Raw genomic sequence first — 15,145 nt, 5'->3', positions numbered from 1 at the left:
GGGCGACACGCCGAGCCGGTGACTAGCGTGATCGACATGGCTGGGCGATACGACGGGGACGTGCTCGCGGGCGACTGGCGGCGGCGGAAGGTCACCCCGGAGGTCGACGCGGAGCCCGACCTCGTGGTCGAGGACGCCGACTCCGGGTTCTGCGGCGCGGTGGTCGGTTTCGACTCCGGTGCGGTGGTGCTGGAGGACCGGCACGGGTGCCGACGCAACTTCCCGCTGCTGCCCGCCGCGTTCCTGCTCGACGGCCGGCCGGTCACGCTACGCCGGCCGAGCCGCGCCCCGGCACCCGCCGCCCGGCGACGCACCGCGTCCGGCTCGATCGCGGTCGACGGCGTGCGGGCGCAGGTCGCCAAGGCCAGCCGCATCTGGGTGGAGGGGGTGCACGACGCCGCGCTGGTCGAGCGGATCTGGGGCGACGACCTGCGGATCGAGGGTGTGGTGGTGGAGCCGCTGGACGGCATCGACGCGCTCGACGCCGAGGTGCGCGCGTTCGCCCCCGGCCCGGGTCGCCGGCTCGGCGTGCTGGTCGACCACCTGGTGCCCGGCTCCAAGGAGAGCCGGATCGTGGCCCGGGTGACCTCGCCGTACGTGCTGGTCACCGGGCATCCCTACGTCGACGTGTGGCAGGCGGTACGGCCGGCGGCCCTGGGCATCCCGGCGTGGCCGGTGGTGCCGCCGGGCCGCCCGTGGAAGGAGGGTGTGTGCGCCGCCCTCGGGGTGGCCGAGCCGGCCGACATGTGGCGGCACATCCTGTCCCGGGTGGACAGTTTCGCCGACGTGGAGACGCCGTTGATCAACGCCATGGAGCGGTTGATCGATTTCGTCACCTCGCCTGACTAGTGGTTGCGGTCACGGTCGCCCCCGGCCCCGTCGCGGGCCGGGTTCGCGGCTCGGTTCCGACGATGGTGGTGGATCTGTCGGGGTGCTACCTCGGGGGGTCAGGGGGCCTCGTCGGGGGTGCGGGTGAGGACGAAGGTGGCGACGTCGAGTGCGACCGCCCTGCCGGAGGAGTCCCGGACGACGGTGAGGATCTCGCCGTCCTGGGCCCCGGAGCGGCCCCGCCAGCGGTCCGGGCCCTCCGGGGTGAAGCGGAGCAGCGGCCTGCCCACCGGGCCGCCCACCAGGTCGCCGGCCGGGTCGACGCGGAACTCGTACTCCGCGCCCATCCACCACCAGCGGCCGGTCAGCTCGACCAGGGTGGCGGGCGGCGGCGCGGCCGGGCGCCACGGCGCGGGCGCGGCCGGCTCGGCGTCCAGCACCCGGGTGAGTACGTCACGGGCCAGTCCGGTGATGTGGTGGCCGCCGCGCAGCCCGTACGAGTTGGCGAAGTCGACCACCGCGGTCCGGGTGGGGCGGTGCACGACCAGGCCGGCGACATAGCCGGGCATCGATCCGCCGTGGCCCACGTACACGCGGTCGCCGACCCGGTAGAGCTCCACGCCGAGGCCGTGCCCCCCGGTCCACGAGTCCAGGTCGTTGATCGCCACCGGCACGCACATTTCGGTCAGGGTGGCCGGGTCGAGCAGCGCCGGGTCCGGGTCGGCGAGGAAGGCCGCCCAGCGGGCCAGGTCCTCGACGGTCGACCAGAGCTGCCCGGCCGGCGCCATCGCCCCGGTCTCGGTACGCGGCTCCTCCCGCAGGGTGTCGTGCCAGGGGTGGACCACGTACCCGTGGGCGTACGGCTCGGTCGGGCGGTAGGTGGTGCGGCTCATGCCGAGCGGTGCCAGCAGCCGCGTGGTCAGCAGCTCGATCCACGGCGTGCCGGTGATCCGCTCCAGCGCGGCGCCGAGCAGCCCGTACGCCAGGTTTGAGTAGTGGTAGACGCGGTGCGGCGGGTAGGCGATCTTGGCCGGCGTCAGCCCGGCGAGCAGGGTGTCCAGGTCGGTTCCGCCGGCCCGCTCCCACCACTGGCCGTCCGGCTCGCGTTGCAGGCCGCTGGCGTGGCCGAGCAGTTGGCGCACGGTGAGCGCGCCGACCGGGGTGCCGGGCAGGTGCTGATCGAGCGGGTCGTCCAACGTCAGCCGGCCGGCGTCGCGCTCCCGCATCACCAGCACCGCGGTCATGNTGGAGCCGATCCGGTACTGCAGGTCGCCGTCGGGGCGGGGCTGCTCGCCGGCGACCGCCAGATGGGCCAGGTCGCCGTCGCGGACCACGCCGAGGGCGACGGATGGCCCGCGTCCCTCCGCCTGGGCGCGGGCGACCAACAGGTCGATCTGGCGGGTGGTTTCGGGCAGCAAGGCCATGGTCGTCCTCCTCGGCGGCCGGATGCGGGAGCGCACCGAGCCTAGCGATCATGACAGTTCGATGACACGTGCTCCGACGTGTCACGATTGGTCACATGGACGCCGTGTTCTGGATCGTTCTGGGTGTGGTATTGGCGGTCGCCGAGATCTTCACGACGACGCTGTTCCTGATCATGTTCGGCGTCGGGGCGTTCGCCGCCGCCGGCGCCGCGGCGCTCGGCGCGCCGGTGGCGCTCCAAGCGGTGATCTTCGCGGTCGTCTCGGCGCTCTCCCTGGCGCTGGCCCGGCCGGCGATCCGCCGGAACACCCGGTCGGCGCTGGAGACCGGCGAGCAGCCGTTCGGCGTCGAGGCGATCGAGGGGTCCACCGCGGTGGTCCTGGAGTCGGTGGACGCCGAGCGCGGCATGGTCAAGATCGATGGCGAGCTGTGGTCGGCCCGGTCGTTCGACGCGACGCAGGCGTACGCGGTGGGCGAGCGGGTGCAGGTGATAAAGGTCCGGGGCGCGACCGCCCTGGTCTGGCAGAACGACATTTCCGCCCCGGGCGAGCTGCCCGAGACGAGAGGGTGAACCATATGGAGTTTGCAGCGATCCTTCTGATCGCCATGGCGGTGATCGTCGTGGTGACACTGGCGAAGGCGGTGCGGATCGTGCCGCAGCAGCGCCAGGACGTGGTGGAGCGGCTCGGTCGGTACAAGCGCACCTTGAACCCGGGCCTCAACCTGCTGGTGCCGTTCGTCGACGCGGTGCGCACCAAGGTCGACCTGCGCGAGCAGGTGGTCAGCTTCCCGCCGCAGCCGGTGATCACCTCGGACAACCTGGTCGTCTCGATCGACACGGTGCTCTACTTCAAGGTGGTCGACTCGGTCCGGGCCACCTACGAGATCTCCAACTTCCTCCAGGCGATCGAGCAGCTCACCGTCACCACCCTGCGTAACGTGATCGGCTCGCTGGACCTGGAGCGCGCGCTGACCAGCCGGGAGGAGATCAACCGGCACCTGTCCGGCGTGCTGGACGAGACCACCGGGCGCTGGGGCATCAAGGTGACCCGGGTGGAGATCAAGGCGATCGAGCCGCCGCCGAGCATCCGCGACTCGATGGAGAAGCAGATGCGCGCCGAGCGGGACCGCCGCGCCGCCATCCTCAACGCCGAGGGGCACAAGCAGTCGCAGATCCTCACCGCCGAGGGCGAGAAGCAGGCCGCCGTGCTGCGCGCCGACGGTGACCGGCAGGCCCGGATCCTCCAGGCTGAGGGTCAGGCCAAGGCCATCCGCACCGTCTTCGACGCGATCCACACCGCCAACCCGAGCCAGAAGGTGCTGGCCTACCAGTACCTCCAGGCGCTGCCGCAGATCGCCAACGGCACCGCCAACAAGGTCTGGATCGTCCCGACCGAGCTGACCAGGGCCCTGGAGGGCATGGGCGGCGCGCTGGGCGGCCTGGCCAACATGGTCGGCGACGCGCCGACGCCGGAGGCCAGCAAGAGCGCCACCGAGGTGGAGCGGGAGGCCGCCGAGGCGGCCCAGGCCGCGGCCGTGGCGGCCCAGGAGATCCACGACGAGGTACGCGTGGCGGAGGCGCAGGCCACCGGCGGCAACACCCCCCAGGGCCTGCCGGCCCCGGAACCGGTGTCCCCGGCGACGCTGCTGAACGACCCGGCCGACCAGCGCGAGCGGGGCTGAGCGGCAAATCCGAGAATCGCTCATCCGGCGCCCCGGCGCCTGCCACCATCGGTCACGAGGACGGTGGTGAGCGGGTCCGGGGCGCCGTCGCGTGTCCCGGGCCGCCCGTGACGCGAGCGAGGTGGCGCATGAAGGAACCGGCGAACCGGCTCTTCTCCCGTACCCCGGTCCCCGGCGCGCACGACCCCGGCGGGCCGCTCGGCTCCCGGCGTACCGGAGGGGGTTTCGGGGTTTTGCCGTTCGTGTCCGAGCCGGGGCGGGGGGCCCCGGCCACGGACGCGACCTGGGCCTGGTCGGTCCGCCGGTTCGCCCGCGCGGCGGTCTGGCTGCTGCCCGCGTACGCGATCGTCTACGGCCTGGTGGCGATGGCCAGCGACGGCGGCGTGGGCAACGACCCCTACCCGGCCGACGGCCGGGCGGTCTACCTGGTCGGCTGGGTGGCGTCGGTCTGGCTCGGGCTGCTCGCCCTGCTCGCGTTGACCGGTCTGCTCGCCGCCACCCGCTGCCGCCGGATCGCCCTGGCCGGGCTGCTGGCCAGCATCGGCGGGATGGTGCTGATGCTGCCGTTCGCGGGGCTGGCCGAGCAGACGCCGGTGTTCGGCCTCACCGCGCGCAGCGTCGTGCTGGTCGGAGCGACCTGCTACAGCGTGGGCTGGTTCCTCACCGGTTGGTCGGTCGCCCGCTCCGGGATGTTCTCCTACGGCGACGGGACCATGCTGATGATCGCCGCTCCGCTGCTCGGCCTGGGCGGGGCGCTGATCGGTTCGTTGCAGACCTTCGGTGCGATCTTCGTGCTGATCGCCGGCATCGGCATCGGCTACCGCAGCGGTCGCCTGGTCCCGGAGATCATCGCCCGTGACGCGGCCGCCGCCAGCGTCGCCGCNGCGGGCCCCGGGGCCGGCGGCGGCCCGCTCGCCGCCAGCTGAGGCGGGGCTAGCGCCAGCTCCACCGCTGGTTGTCGGCGGAGCCGCACGTCCAGAGCACGATCTTCGTGCCGTTCGCGGTGGCCGCGCCCGACGCGTCGAGGCAGAGGCCGGACTGTACGCCCCGGATCGTGCCGTCGGAGTTGACGGACCACTGCTGGTTGGCCTGGCCGTTGCAGTCCCAGATGACCGCCCGCGTGCCGTTCGTGGTGCCGGCGTTGTACGCGTCGAGGCACTTGTTGCCGTAGATCGTGAGCTGCCGGCCGGAGGTGTACGTCCAGGTCTGGTTGCTCGCCGCGGTGCAGTCCCAGAGCTGGGCCTGGGTGCCGTTGGTGGTGGCGAAGTTGTTGATGTCCAGGCAGCGGCCGGACTGCCGACCGACGAGCGCGCCGGTCCGGGTGCCGCCGCCGGGGTTCTCGGTGCCGGCGACGACGAGCAGGACGGCCTCGCGGGCCGGCACGGTCGTCGAGTAGCTGGTCGTCCGGGTGCCCAGGTCGGTGGCGCTCCACACGTTGCGTACGGTCGCACTGGCGCCCAGCCCGAGGTCGGCGAAGCGGGCCGTGACGGTGGCTGCCGAGCCGGTGCGGTTGAGCAGCACCACGGCCCGCCGGCCGCTGGTGGCGAGCACCTTGCTGTAGACCTGGAGCCCGGCGGCGTCCTCGGCGACCTTGACGCCCTGGCGGCTCAGCGGGTCCTGGTCGATGGCGACGACCTCCCGGTTGCCGAGGATGGCCCGGGTCTCGGCGGACATCGTGGTCAGGTTGTTGCCGGCGAGCAGCGGGGCGCCGGAGATCGCCCACAGGCTCAGGTGGGTCCGGTTCTGGGCCGCGCTGAACCCGGGCATCCCGGCGACCAGCATGTCCGGATCGTTGTAGTGGCCGACGCTCTGGGCGGCGGGGTGTTGCGCGGAGTCGAAGTTGGCCAGCACGCGGTCCATGGACGGCTGCTGGCCGTAGTAGATGATGTCCCCGCTGGTGCGCCACATGGTCGACATTCCGGGCGCCCAGTCCCACGGGTTCTGCACCCCCCAGTTGCAGACCGACAGCACCATCGGCCGGCCGGTCTGCGCGGTGGCGCGGCCGATGGCGTCGCTGATCGCCTGGTAGGCGGTGCGCGGGTTGAGCCCTTCGGCGGCGCCGCCGCACCAGTCGACCTTCACGAAGTCGAAGCCCCAGCGGGAGAACGCGAGGAAGTCCTGGTCGTAGTGCCCCTCGCTGCCCGAACCGGGCGCGGCCGGTCGGCCGGTCGGGTAGTAGTAGCCGCAGCCGTCGCGCCCGGCGTCGGTATAGATGCCCGCCTTCAGCCCCTTGCTGTGGATGTAGTCCGCGATGGCTTTCATCCCGCCGGGCCACTCGGTGGTGTCCACGGTGATGTTGCCGGCCGCGTCCCGGGTGCCCTGCCACCAGCCCTCGTCGATGTTGACGTACTCGTAGCCGGCGTCCTTGAGTCCGCTGGCCACGAGGCTGTCGACCTGCGCCTTGATCACGTTGTAGTCGATCTTCGCGGCGAATGTGTTCCAGGACGCCCAACCCATGGGCGGTCGGCTCACCACCGGGTCCGCCGCGGCCGTGGCGCTCGTCGCGACGGCTGCCCGACCGGCCGGCGTGGCGGCCGCCGGCACCGCTGTGCCGGCCGTCGCGGCGACCGTGGTGGCCAGCGCGAGGGACAGTGCGGCCAGGACCCGGACGGTACTGGTGGGTGCATGCATCCGACCTTCCTTCCGTTTCGCGAGGATTGCTGCGCTCATCTGTCGGAAATCGTGCGAACCTGTTCAGTGTTAGCGCTAACATCGCCGAATGNTCCGACAGTGGTCGAATCGCGAATTTCGTGGCAATCCTTGGCGCCATGCCGTCTCCCCGGCCGCCCCTGTCGCGGCTGCTCACCGTGCTGCTCGCGGGTCTGCTCGCCGGGCTCGTCCTCGCGCTCGCCGCGCTGCCGACCGGCCTGCTCGGCGGGTTCGTCGCCAACCGGGCGCTCGGGGCGTACGCGGAACTGCCCGACGCGTTGCGCACCCCCGCGCAGCCGCAGCGCTCCTACCTCTACGCCAACGACGGCACCACGCTGATCACCACGTTCTACGACGTGAACCGCACCGACGTGCCGCTGGCCGAGATCGCCCCGGTGATGCGCCAGGCGATCGTCGCCGCTGAGGACCGGCGTTTCTACTCCCACGGCGGCGCGGACCTGCGCGGCATCGCCCGCGCGCTGGTGGCGAACGTCGCCGGCGGCGGCACCGAGCAGGGCGGCTCCACGCTGACCATGCAGTACGTCCGCAACGTGCTCAAGACCGACCCGACCCGCACCGCCGAGCAGCGGCAGGCCGCCACCGAGCAGACCGTCGCGCGCAAGCTCCAGGAGATCCGGTACGCGAACGCGCTGGAGCAGTCGCTGTCCAAGGACGAGATCCTCAACCGCTACCTGAACATCGCCTACTTCGGCTCCGGCGCCTACGGCGTGGCCGCCGCCGCCCAGCGCTACTTCGGCAAGGCGCCGGCCGACCTGACCCTCGGTGAGGCGGCGCTGCTCGCCGGGCTGGTCCAGTCGCCCGACGCGTACAGCCCGATCGACGGGGACAAGGACGCGGCGCTGGCCCGCCGGGGATACGTGCTCGACGCGATGGCCGAGACCGGCGCGATCACCACGGCGCAGGCCGCGACGGCCACGACCGAGCCGCTCAGGCTGCGCCCGACCGCGCAGCCCAACGGCTGCACCGCGACCGGGCCGGACCGCGACGGGTGGGGCTTCTTCTGCGACTACCTGCGCCAGTGGTGGCTCACCCAACCGGCCTTCGGCGACACCGCCGAGGAACGCGAACAGGCGCTGCGCCGCGGCGGCTACCGGGTGGTCACCACGCTCGACCCGATGGTCCAGCAGACCGCGCAGGCGCAGGCCACCAAGGTCTACGGGTACGACGACAAGCGCGCGCTGCCGATCGCGGCGGTCGAGCCCGGCACCGGCCGGGTGCTCGCCATGGCGGTCAACCGGCACTACAGCCTCGCCGACAACCCGGCCGGGCAGGCCAACCACCCGAACACGGTCAACCCGCTGATCTCCGGCGGGGCCAGCGTCGACGGCTACCAGGCCGGCTCGACGTTCAAGATGTTCACCATGCTGGCCGCGCTGGAAGCCGGCAAGCCGCTCGCCACCGGCTTCGACGCGCCCGCCAAGCTGCCCACCCGCTACGCCTCCGACGACGAGGGCAACTGCGCCGGCACCTGGTGCCCGGCCAACGCCAACCCGGAGTGGATGGACGGCTACCGGATGATGTGGGACGGCTTCGGCCGCTCCGTGAACACGTACTTCGTCTGGCTGGCCGAGCAGGTCGGCCAGGACCGGGTGGTGGAGATGGCGCAGCGGCTCGGCATCACGTTCCGGGCCGACGCCGACGCCGCGTTCGCCCGCGACGGCGCCGCGAACTGGGGCGCGTTCACCCTCGGCGTGGCCGCCACCACCCCGCTCGACCTGGCCAACGCGTACGCGACCGTGGCCGCCGAGGGCACGTACTGCACGCCGCTGCCGGTGGTCTCGGTGACCGCGCCGGACGGCGGGACGGTCGACGTGGGTCAGCCGAACTGCAAGCGGGTGCTGGAGCCGGACGTGGCCCGGGCGGCCACCGACGCGGCCCGCTGCCCGGTCGGCCAGCAGTCCGCGTACGGGCAGTGCAACGGCGGCACCGCCACCGGGGTCGACCGGATCGTCGGCCGACCGGTGGCCGGCAAGACGGGCAGCTCGGAGCGGAACGCCACCGAGACGTTCGTCGGCTTCACCCCGCAGGTGGCCGTGGCCGGCATCGCGGCCAACCCGGACGACGCGACCGACCTGGTCGGCTCCGCGGTGCAGACCCGGGTGATCGACGCGGTGGCCCGGGTCATCGCGGCAGCCGTCACCGGTGAGCCGGTACGCGACTTCACCGCACCCAGCCGCGCCCTGGCCGGCACCCCCCAGCGCCCCCAACCCCAACCCGAGCCCGAAACCACCCCCACCCCCACCCCCAATCCCCTCCGCTGGCTGCGCGGCCGGGGGTAAGGAAGGGGACCTTCTTAACGCCTCCGGTATAGGAGGGGCCCCTTCTTAACCACTCACCCAACCTGACGACGTCCGGCTGTCGGATCGGGCCGGTCGGCTCCGACCCACCGGCGAGCGCGTTCGAACGGGCGCGCACCGGTACGCGGAGGAGCACGGCATGAGCAGGGTCGTCTACGGGGTGCACGTCTCGGTCGACGGGTTCATCGAGGGGCCGAAGGGCGAGTTCGACTGGCCGGAGATGGGGGCGGAACTGTCCGCGTACTCGATCGGCCTGTCCGAGCGGGCCGCCGCGTTCGTCTACGGGCGGCGGGTGTGGGAGATGATGTCCTCCTACTGGCCACGGGTCGAGTCGATCTCCGACCACCCGCACGACCGGGCGTTCGCGCCGATCTGGCGGCGTACCCCGAAGGTGGTCGTCTCCCGCACGCTCGCCACCGCCGACCACGACGCGCTGGTGATCGGCGGCGGCGACCTGGCCACGGAGCTGGCACGGGTACGGGCCCGGTTCGACGGCGACCTGCTGGTCACCGGCGGAACCGGCGCGGCGGCGGCGCTGGCCGCGCTCGGGCTGGTCGACGAGTACCAGGTGATCGTGCACCCGGTGCTGCTCGGCGGCGGCCGGCGGTTGCTGCCCGACCTGGCCCGCCAGGACCTGCGGCTGGTCGGGAGCCGCGGGTTCGACGGCCGGTCGGTGCTGCTGCGCTACGAGCGGGCCTGACCGGCGGCGGGAGCGGTGCGGGCCTGACCGGCGGTGGGAGCGACCCGGCCGGTCACCGGCCGCGGCGGCGGGGCCGGTAGGTGGCGAGCGCGGCGGGCACCCCGCGGCGGAGGATGCCCGCCCGGTCGCTGTCCCCGCGCAGCAGCGCGGCGGCCGTCTTGCGGGCCTGCTCGGCGGTGAAGTGCGGCGGCAGCATCAGCTCCGCCGGGTCCACCACCGCGTTGACGACCACGGGCCGGTCCGCGCGCAGCATCCGCTGCCACAGGTCGGGCACCTGCCCGGGCGAGTCGACCAGCTCGCCGCCGAGCCCCAGCACCTCCGCCCACCGGTGGTACGCCACGTCGGGCAGGTCCTGGCTGTCCGGGAACCTCGGCGTCCCCTCGCCGGAGCGCTGTTCCCAGCTGACGAACGACAGGTCCCGGTTGTTGAGCACCAGCACCACGAAGCGGGGGTCGGCCCACTCCCGCCAGTACTTCGCCACCGTGATCAGCTCGTTGACGCCGTTCATCTGCATCGCCCCGTCGCCGAGCAGCGCGATCACCGGCCGGTCCGGGTGGGCGAACTTCGCCGCCAGCGCGTACGGCATCCCACCGCCCATCGACAGCAGCGTGCCGGAGAGGCTGGCCAGCATCCCCGGGCGGACCCGCAGGTGGCGGGCGTACCAGGCGGTGGCGGTGCCGCAGTCCACGGCGAGCATGGCGTCGTCGGGCAGCGCGTCGTCGAGCGCGGCGAACAACGCCTGCGGGTTGACCGGGTCGGCCGGCTGCCCGGCCAGCTCCCGCTGGGCCGCGCGCCACTTGCCGGTGGCGTCGGCGATGGTGGCCCGCCAGGCGGTCGGCGCCGGGCCGGGGCCCAGCTCGTCGATCAGGGCGCGCAGCGTCGGGCCGGCGTCGCCGGTCAGGTTCACCTCGGTCGGGTAGCGCAGCCCCATCCGGCTGCCGTCGATGTCGATCTGCACGGCCCGGGCCTGCCCCTCCGGCGGATAGAACTCCGAGTACGGCATCTGGCTGCCGACGATCAGCAGCCGGTCGCACTCGCGCATGAGCTGCCAGCTCGGGCGACTGCCGAGCAGGCCGATCGCGCCGGTGACCCAGGGCTGCCGGTGGTCGACGGCGGCGAAGCCGAGCAGCGCGGTGGTCACGCCGGCGCCGAGACGGTCGGCGATCCGGCGTACCTCGTCCTCGGCGCCGAGCGCGCCCTGCCCGACCAGCATCGCCACCCGCTCGCCGCCGCGCAGCACCTCGGCGGCCCGGCGTACGTCGGCGGCGGGTGGCACGGTCGGCGGGCTGCTCGGCACCGCGCTGGTGTGGTAGTAGCCGTGCGCGTGCGGCGGCTGCGGCACCGCCGGTTCGTCCTGCACGTCGGAGGGGAGGACCAGGGCGGTCACGGTACGCCGGGCGAGCGCGGTGCGGCAGGCCCGGTCCACCAGGTGCCGGGCCTGGGACGGGTCGTCGAGCTGGGCCAGGAAGTCGCCGGCCACGTCCTTGTAGAGCGCGAGCAGGTCCACCTCCTGGTAGTAGCCGCCGCCCTCGGCCGGCAGCGCGGTGTGCCCGAGCAGCGCCACCACCGGCTGGTGGTCGAGCTTGGCGTCGTAGAGGCCGTTGAGCGCGTGGATCGCGCCCGGACCGCTGGTCACCACCACGCAGCCGAGCGGACCGCCGCCGTACTTGACGTGTGCGCCGGCCGCGAAGCCGGCGGTCTCCTCGTGGCGGACCTGGATGAACCGGGCGCGGCCCTCGGCGCGTTGCAGTGCCGAGGTCATGCCGTTGATCCCGTCCCCGGGATAGCCGTAGTAGCGGTGCACCCCCCACTCCGCGAGCCGGGCCACGATGTGGTCGGCGACCGTGGCATGGCGGGGCAGCCGGCCGTCGTCGGGGTGGTCCGCGCCCATCGTGGTGGTCCCTTCGCCGGTGTCCGCTTCCTCCGCTCCGTTCCCCGGCTCGAACGGCGGAAACCCGGCCCGCGCCGGGGGCGCCCGGTGGTACGGGGCAGAATCGTCCGGTGCCCGTCCACGAGATCACCGACCCCGACGACGACCGGATCGCCGACTACCGCGCGTTGACCGACGTGGAGTTGCGGACCCGCTGGGAGCCGCCGCACGGCCTGTTCATCGCCGAGGGGGAGCTGGTGCTGCGGCGGGCGCTGCGGGCCGGCTACCCGGCGCGTTCGTACCTGGTCGACGCCAAGCGGGTGGACCAGCTCGCCGACCTCGACACCGGCGACACGCCCGTCTACGCCGCCGTCCCGGAGGTGCTCCAGCGGGCCACCGGCTTCCACGTGCACCGGGGCGTGCTCGCCTCGTTCCACCGCCGGCCGCTGCCGTCGGCCGCCGAGGTGCTCGCCGCCGCCCGGCGGGTGGTGATCCTGGAGGACGTCAACAACCACACGAACCTGGGTGCGATCTTCCGGGCCGTGGCGGCCCTCGGGGTGGACGCGGTGCTGCTGTCGCCGACCTGCGCCGATCCGCTCTACCGGCGCAGCGTACGGGTCAGCATGGGCGAGGTGTTCGCCGTGCCGTACGCGAAGCTGGAGCGCTGGCCGGCGGGGCTGGACGAGGTGCGGGCGGCCGGTTTCACCGTGCTCGCGCTGACGCCGGCGCCGGACGCGGTGCCGATCCAGCGGCTCACCGACGGTCAGCGGGCCCGGGCGGCGCTGCTGCTGGGCGCGGAGGGGGCCGGGCTGACCNGGACTCGCTGAACGTCGCCGCCGCCACGGCGGTGGCCTGCTGGGAACTGGGCCGCGACGATCCGCTTGCATGACCATGCGAGTTTCTGCATAATCTTCCCTGTGTCCAAGGTTCTCACCTCCCTGCCCATCGGCGAACGTGTCGGCATCGCCTTCTCCGGCGGCCTCGACACCTCGGTCGCGGTCGCGTGGATGCGCGACAAGGGCGCCGTCCCCTGCGCCTACACGGCCGACATCGGCCAGTACGACGAGCCCGACATCGGCTCGGTGCCCGGCCGCGCGCTCAGCTACGGCGCCGAGGTCGCCCGGCTCGTCGACTGCCGCGCCGCCCTGGTTGAGGAAGGGCTCGCGGCGCTGACCTGCGGGGCCTTCCACATCCGCTCCGGCGGGCGGGCCTACTTCAACACCACCCCGCTGGGCCGGGCCGTGACCGGCACCCTGCTGGTCCGGGCGATGATCTCCGACGACGTGCAGATCTGGGGCGACGGCTCGACGTTCAAGGGCAACGACATCGAGCGGTTCTACCGGTACGGCCTGCTGGCCAACCCGCAGCTCCGCATCTACAAGCCGTGGCTCGACACCGCCTTCGTCACCGAGCTGGGTGGGCGCAAGGAGATGTCGGAGTGGCTGCTCGACCGCGACCTGCCCTACCGGGACAGCACCGAGAAGGCGTACTCCACCGACGCCAACATCTGGGGCGCCACCCACGAGGCGAAGACGCTGGAACACCTCGACACCGGCATCGAGACGGTCGACCCGATCATGGGGGTCCGGTTCTGGGACCCGACGGTGGAGATCCCCACCGAGGACGTCACGATCGGCTTCGACCAGGGCCGCCCGGTGACGATCAACGGCAAGGAGTTCGGCAGCGCCGTCGACCTGGTGCTGGAGGCCAACGCCATCGGCGGGCGGCACGGGCTGGGCATGTCCGACCAGATTGAGAACCGGATCATCGAGGCCAAGAGCCGGGGCATCTACGAGGCGCCCGGCATGGCGCTGCTGCACGCCGCGTACGAGCGGCTGGTCAACGCCATCCACAACGAGGACACGCTGGCGAACTACCACACCGAGGGCCGCCGCCTGGGCCGGCTGATGTACGAGGGTCGCTGGCTGGACCCGCAGGCGCTGATGCTGCGCGAGTCGTTGCAGCGCTGGGTCGGCACGGCGGTCACCGGCGAGGTGACGTTGCGGCTGCGCCGGGGCGAGGACTACTCGATCCTCGACACCACCGGCCCGGCGTTCAGCTACCACCCGGACAAGCTGTCCATGGAGCGTACCGAGGACTCGGCCTTCGGGCCGTCGGACCGGATCGGCCAGCTCACCATGCGCAACCTGGACATCGCCGACTCGCGCGCGAAGCTGGAGCAGTACGCCTCCCTCGGCATGGTCGGCGGCACCGCACCCCAGCGCATGGTCGGCGCCGCGCAGGCGGCCTCGACCGGTCTGATCGGCGCGATGCCGCAGGGCGGCGCGGAGGCCATCGCCTCCCGGGGCGTGCCCTCCGCCGACGACGAGGCGCTCGACCGGGCCGCGATGGAGTTCGGCGTCGACTGAACCGGGCGGCGCGTCGAGGGCGGCTGTGACGCAGGGTAGCGTGGCGCCCGTGTTCCCTACCGTGCGTGAGGTGCTGGCCCTGGTGCCGGTGCGCCACGGCGCGCCCCGGCTGGTCGCCGGCGACGCCGGGCTGGACCGCCCGGTGCGGTGGGTGCACGTGGCCGAGGTACCCGACATCGCCACCCTGCTCGGCGGCGGGGAGCTGGTGCTCACCACCGGCATCGGGCTCCCCGCCGACGACGCCGGGCTGCGCGCGTTCATCGGCGACCTGGCCGACGTCGGCGTCTCCGGGCTGGTCGTCGAGCTGGGCCGCCGCTACGTCAGCGGCGTGCCCCGGGTGATGGCCGCCGCCGCCGAACGGCGCGGGCTGCCCCTGGTCGAGCTACGCCGGGCCACCCCGTTCGTGCGGATCACCGAGGCGGTGCACGCGCTGATCGTGGACGCCCAGCTCACCGAGCTGCGCGCCACCGAGGAGATCCACCAGCGGTTCACCGAGCTGTCCGTGGAGGGCGCCGAGCCGGCCGAGGTGCTGCGCCAGGCCGCCGAGCTGGCCGGCTGCCCGGTGGTGCTGGAGAACCTGTCCCGGCAGGTGCTCGCGTACGACCCGGCGGGGGAGAGCGCGGAGCTGCTGCTGGACGGTTGGGAACAGCACTCCCGGCGGATCCGCCCGGCCGGGCGCACCGCGTACGACCCGGACAGCGGCTGGCTGGTCACCACCGTCGGCGCGCGGGGGCAGGACTGGGGGCGGCTGCTGCTGCGCTGGCCGGCGGCCGAGGCCGCCCCGTCGACCCGGCTCACCATCCTGGTCGAGCGGGCCGCCTCCACACTCGCCCTGGGCCGGCTGATCCGCCGAGACGCCGAGGGCCTGGAACGGCAGATCCACCGGACCCTGCTGACCGCGCTGATCGACCACTCCCGGCCGGTGGACGAAGTGGCGCTGCGCGCCAAGGCGCTCGGCGTCGCCCTGGACCGCCGGCACCTGGTCGGCGTGGTGGTCCGGCACCGCGACGACCCGGCCGGCGACGCCGGCGTGACCGGCCCCGAGGCCGGCCCGGCCCGGCTCCGCGATCTCGCCGAGGCGGTCGGCCAGGCCGTGCGGGAGGCCAAGCTCACGGCGCTGACCAGCGCCGTCGACGACAACGCGGTGGGCGCGCTGCTGGCGTTGCCCGACCCGGCCGCCGAGGAGAAGTCACTCGCCGCGTTCGCCGCTGCGCTGCGCCGGGTACGCCTCGACGCCGCCCCGGCCCGCCCGCCGGCTCCCCGACCGGCCGAGGGGGTTGCCCCGGTTCGCCCTGCGGTTGCTCGA

General features: G+C 73.4%; 11 protein-coding genes and 1 pseudogene. 9 read left to right on the top strand and 3 right to left on the bottom strand.

Going from position 1 to position 15,145, the window contains the following annotated elements; genetic code table 11:
• Positions 1–36 precede the first annotated feature (36 nt).
• Entirely contained in the window at positions 37–849 is an 813-nt protein-coding gene (locus B1205_RS14375; protein ID WP_089156156.1) for a DUF3097 domain-containing protein, read from the top strand.
• A 98-nt stretch (positions 850–947) separates the two neighbouring features.
• Here the strand turns inward: B1205_RS14375 and B1205_RS14370 are convergent, their stop codons facing one another.
• Positions 948–2,252, bottom strand: a complete 1,305-nt coding sequence (locus B1205_RS14370) for a serine hydrolase domain-containing protein (RefSeq protein ID WP_089156075.1) — start codon at positions 2,250–2,252, stop codon at positions 948–950.
• Positions 2,253–2,347: 95 nt separating this feature from the next.
• Between B1205_RS14370 and B1205_RS14365 the strand changes: the two genes are divergently transcribed.
• From B1205_RS14365 to B1205_RS14355, 3 genes are all read left to right on the top strand, one after another.
• Positions 2,348–2,821: an NfeD family protein gene (locus B1205_RS14365; protein ID WP_089156074.1), complete on the top strand. Its 474-nt coding sequence runs from the start codon at positions 2,348–2,350 to the stop codon at positions 2,819–2,821.
• Between the two features lie 5 nt (positions 2,822–2,826).
• Positions 2,827–3,933 carry an SPFH domain-containing protein gene (locus tag B1205_RS14360; protein ID WP_089156073.1) on the top strand — a complete coding sequence of 369 codons (1,107 nt, stop codon included), beginning with the start codon at positions 2,827–2,829 and terminating at the stop codon, positions 3,931–3,933.
• Positions 3,934–4,061: 128 nt separating this feature from the next.
• The gene (locus B1205_RS14355) at positions 4,062–4,859 is read left to right on the top strand and encodes a hypothetical protein (protein ID WP_089156072.1); all 798 of its coding nucleotides are present in this window, start codon (positions 4,062–4,064) and stop codon (positions 4,857–4,859) included.
• Between the two features lie 7 nt (positions 4,860–4,866).
• Here the strand turns inward: B1205_RS14355 and B1205_RS14350 are convergent, their stop codons facing one another.
• Entirely contained in the window at positions 4,867–6,564 is a 1,698-nt protein-coding gene (locus B1205_RS14350) for a glycoside hydrolase family 27 protein (protein WP_089156071.1), read from the bottom strand.
• A 137-nt stretch (positions 6,565–6,701) separates the two neighbouring features.
• Here B1205_RS14350 and B1205_RS14345 point away from each other — a divergent pair, with 137 nt between their 5' ends.
• Complete coding sequence (locus B1205_RS14345) at positions 6,702–8,882, top strand: transglycosylase domain-containing protein (RefSeq protein ID WP_254909947.1); 2,181 nt, start codon at positions 6,702–6,704, stop codon at positions 8,880–8,882.
• 157 nt (positions 8,883–9,039) lie between these two features.
• Positions 9,040–9,600, top strand: a complete 561-nt coding sequence (locus B1205_RS14340; RefSeq protein WP_089156069.1) for a dihydrofolate reductase family protein — start codon at positions 9,040–9,042, stop codon at positions 9,598–9,600.
• Between the two features lie 52 nt (positions 9,601–9,652).
• On the opposite strand, the gene B1205_RS14335 is transcribed toward B1205_RS14340, so the two are convergent.
• The gene (locus tag B1205_RS14335; protein WP_089156068.1) at positions 9,653–11,491 is read right to left on the bottom strand and encodes a thiamine pyrophosphate-requiring protein; all 1,839 of its coding nucleotides are present in this window, start codon (positions 11,489–11,491) and stop codon (positions 9,653–9,655) included.
• A 110-nt stretch (positions 11,492–11,601) separates the two neighbouring features.
• Here B1205_RS14335 and B1205_RS14330 point away from each other — a divergent pair.
• From B1205_RS14330 to B1205_RS14320, 3 genes and pseudogenes are all read left to right on the top strand, one after another.
• A pseudogene (locus B1205_RS14330) lies at positions 11,602–12,359 on the top strand (TrmH family RNA methyltransferase).
• Positions 12,360–12,387: 28 nt separating this feature from the next.
• Positions 12,388–13,839 (top strand): argininosuccinate synthase, encoded by a 1,452-nt coding sequence (gene argG / locus B1205_RS14325; RefSeq protein WP_089156067.1) that lies wholly within the window; start codon positions 12,388–12,390, stop codon positions 13,837–13,839.
• 40 nt (positions 13,840–13,879) lie between these two features.
• Positions 13,880–15,145, top strand: a 1,266-nt coding sequence (locus B1205_RS14320) for a PucR family transcriptional regulator ligand-binding domain-containing protein (RefSeq protein ID WP_441338493.1), incomplete at its 3' end; no start/stop codon positions are given.

This window comes from Micromonospora sp. NBS 11-29, from assembly GCF_002140155.1.
Taxonomy (GTDB): domain Bacteria; phylum Actinomycetota; class Actinomycetes; order Mycobacteriales; family Micromonosporaceae; genus Micromonospora.
This window is presented reverse-complemented; position numbering and strand designations above follow the sequence as displayed.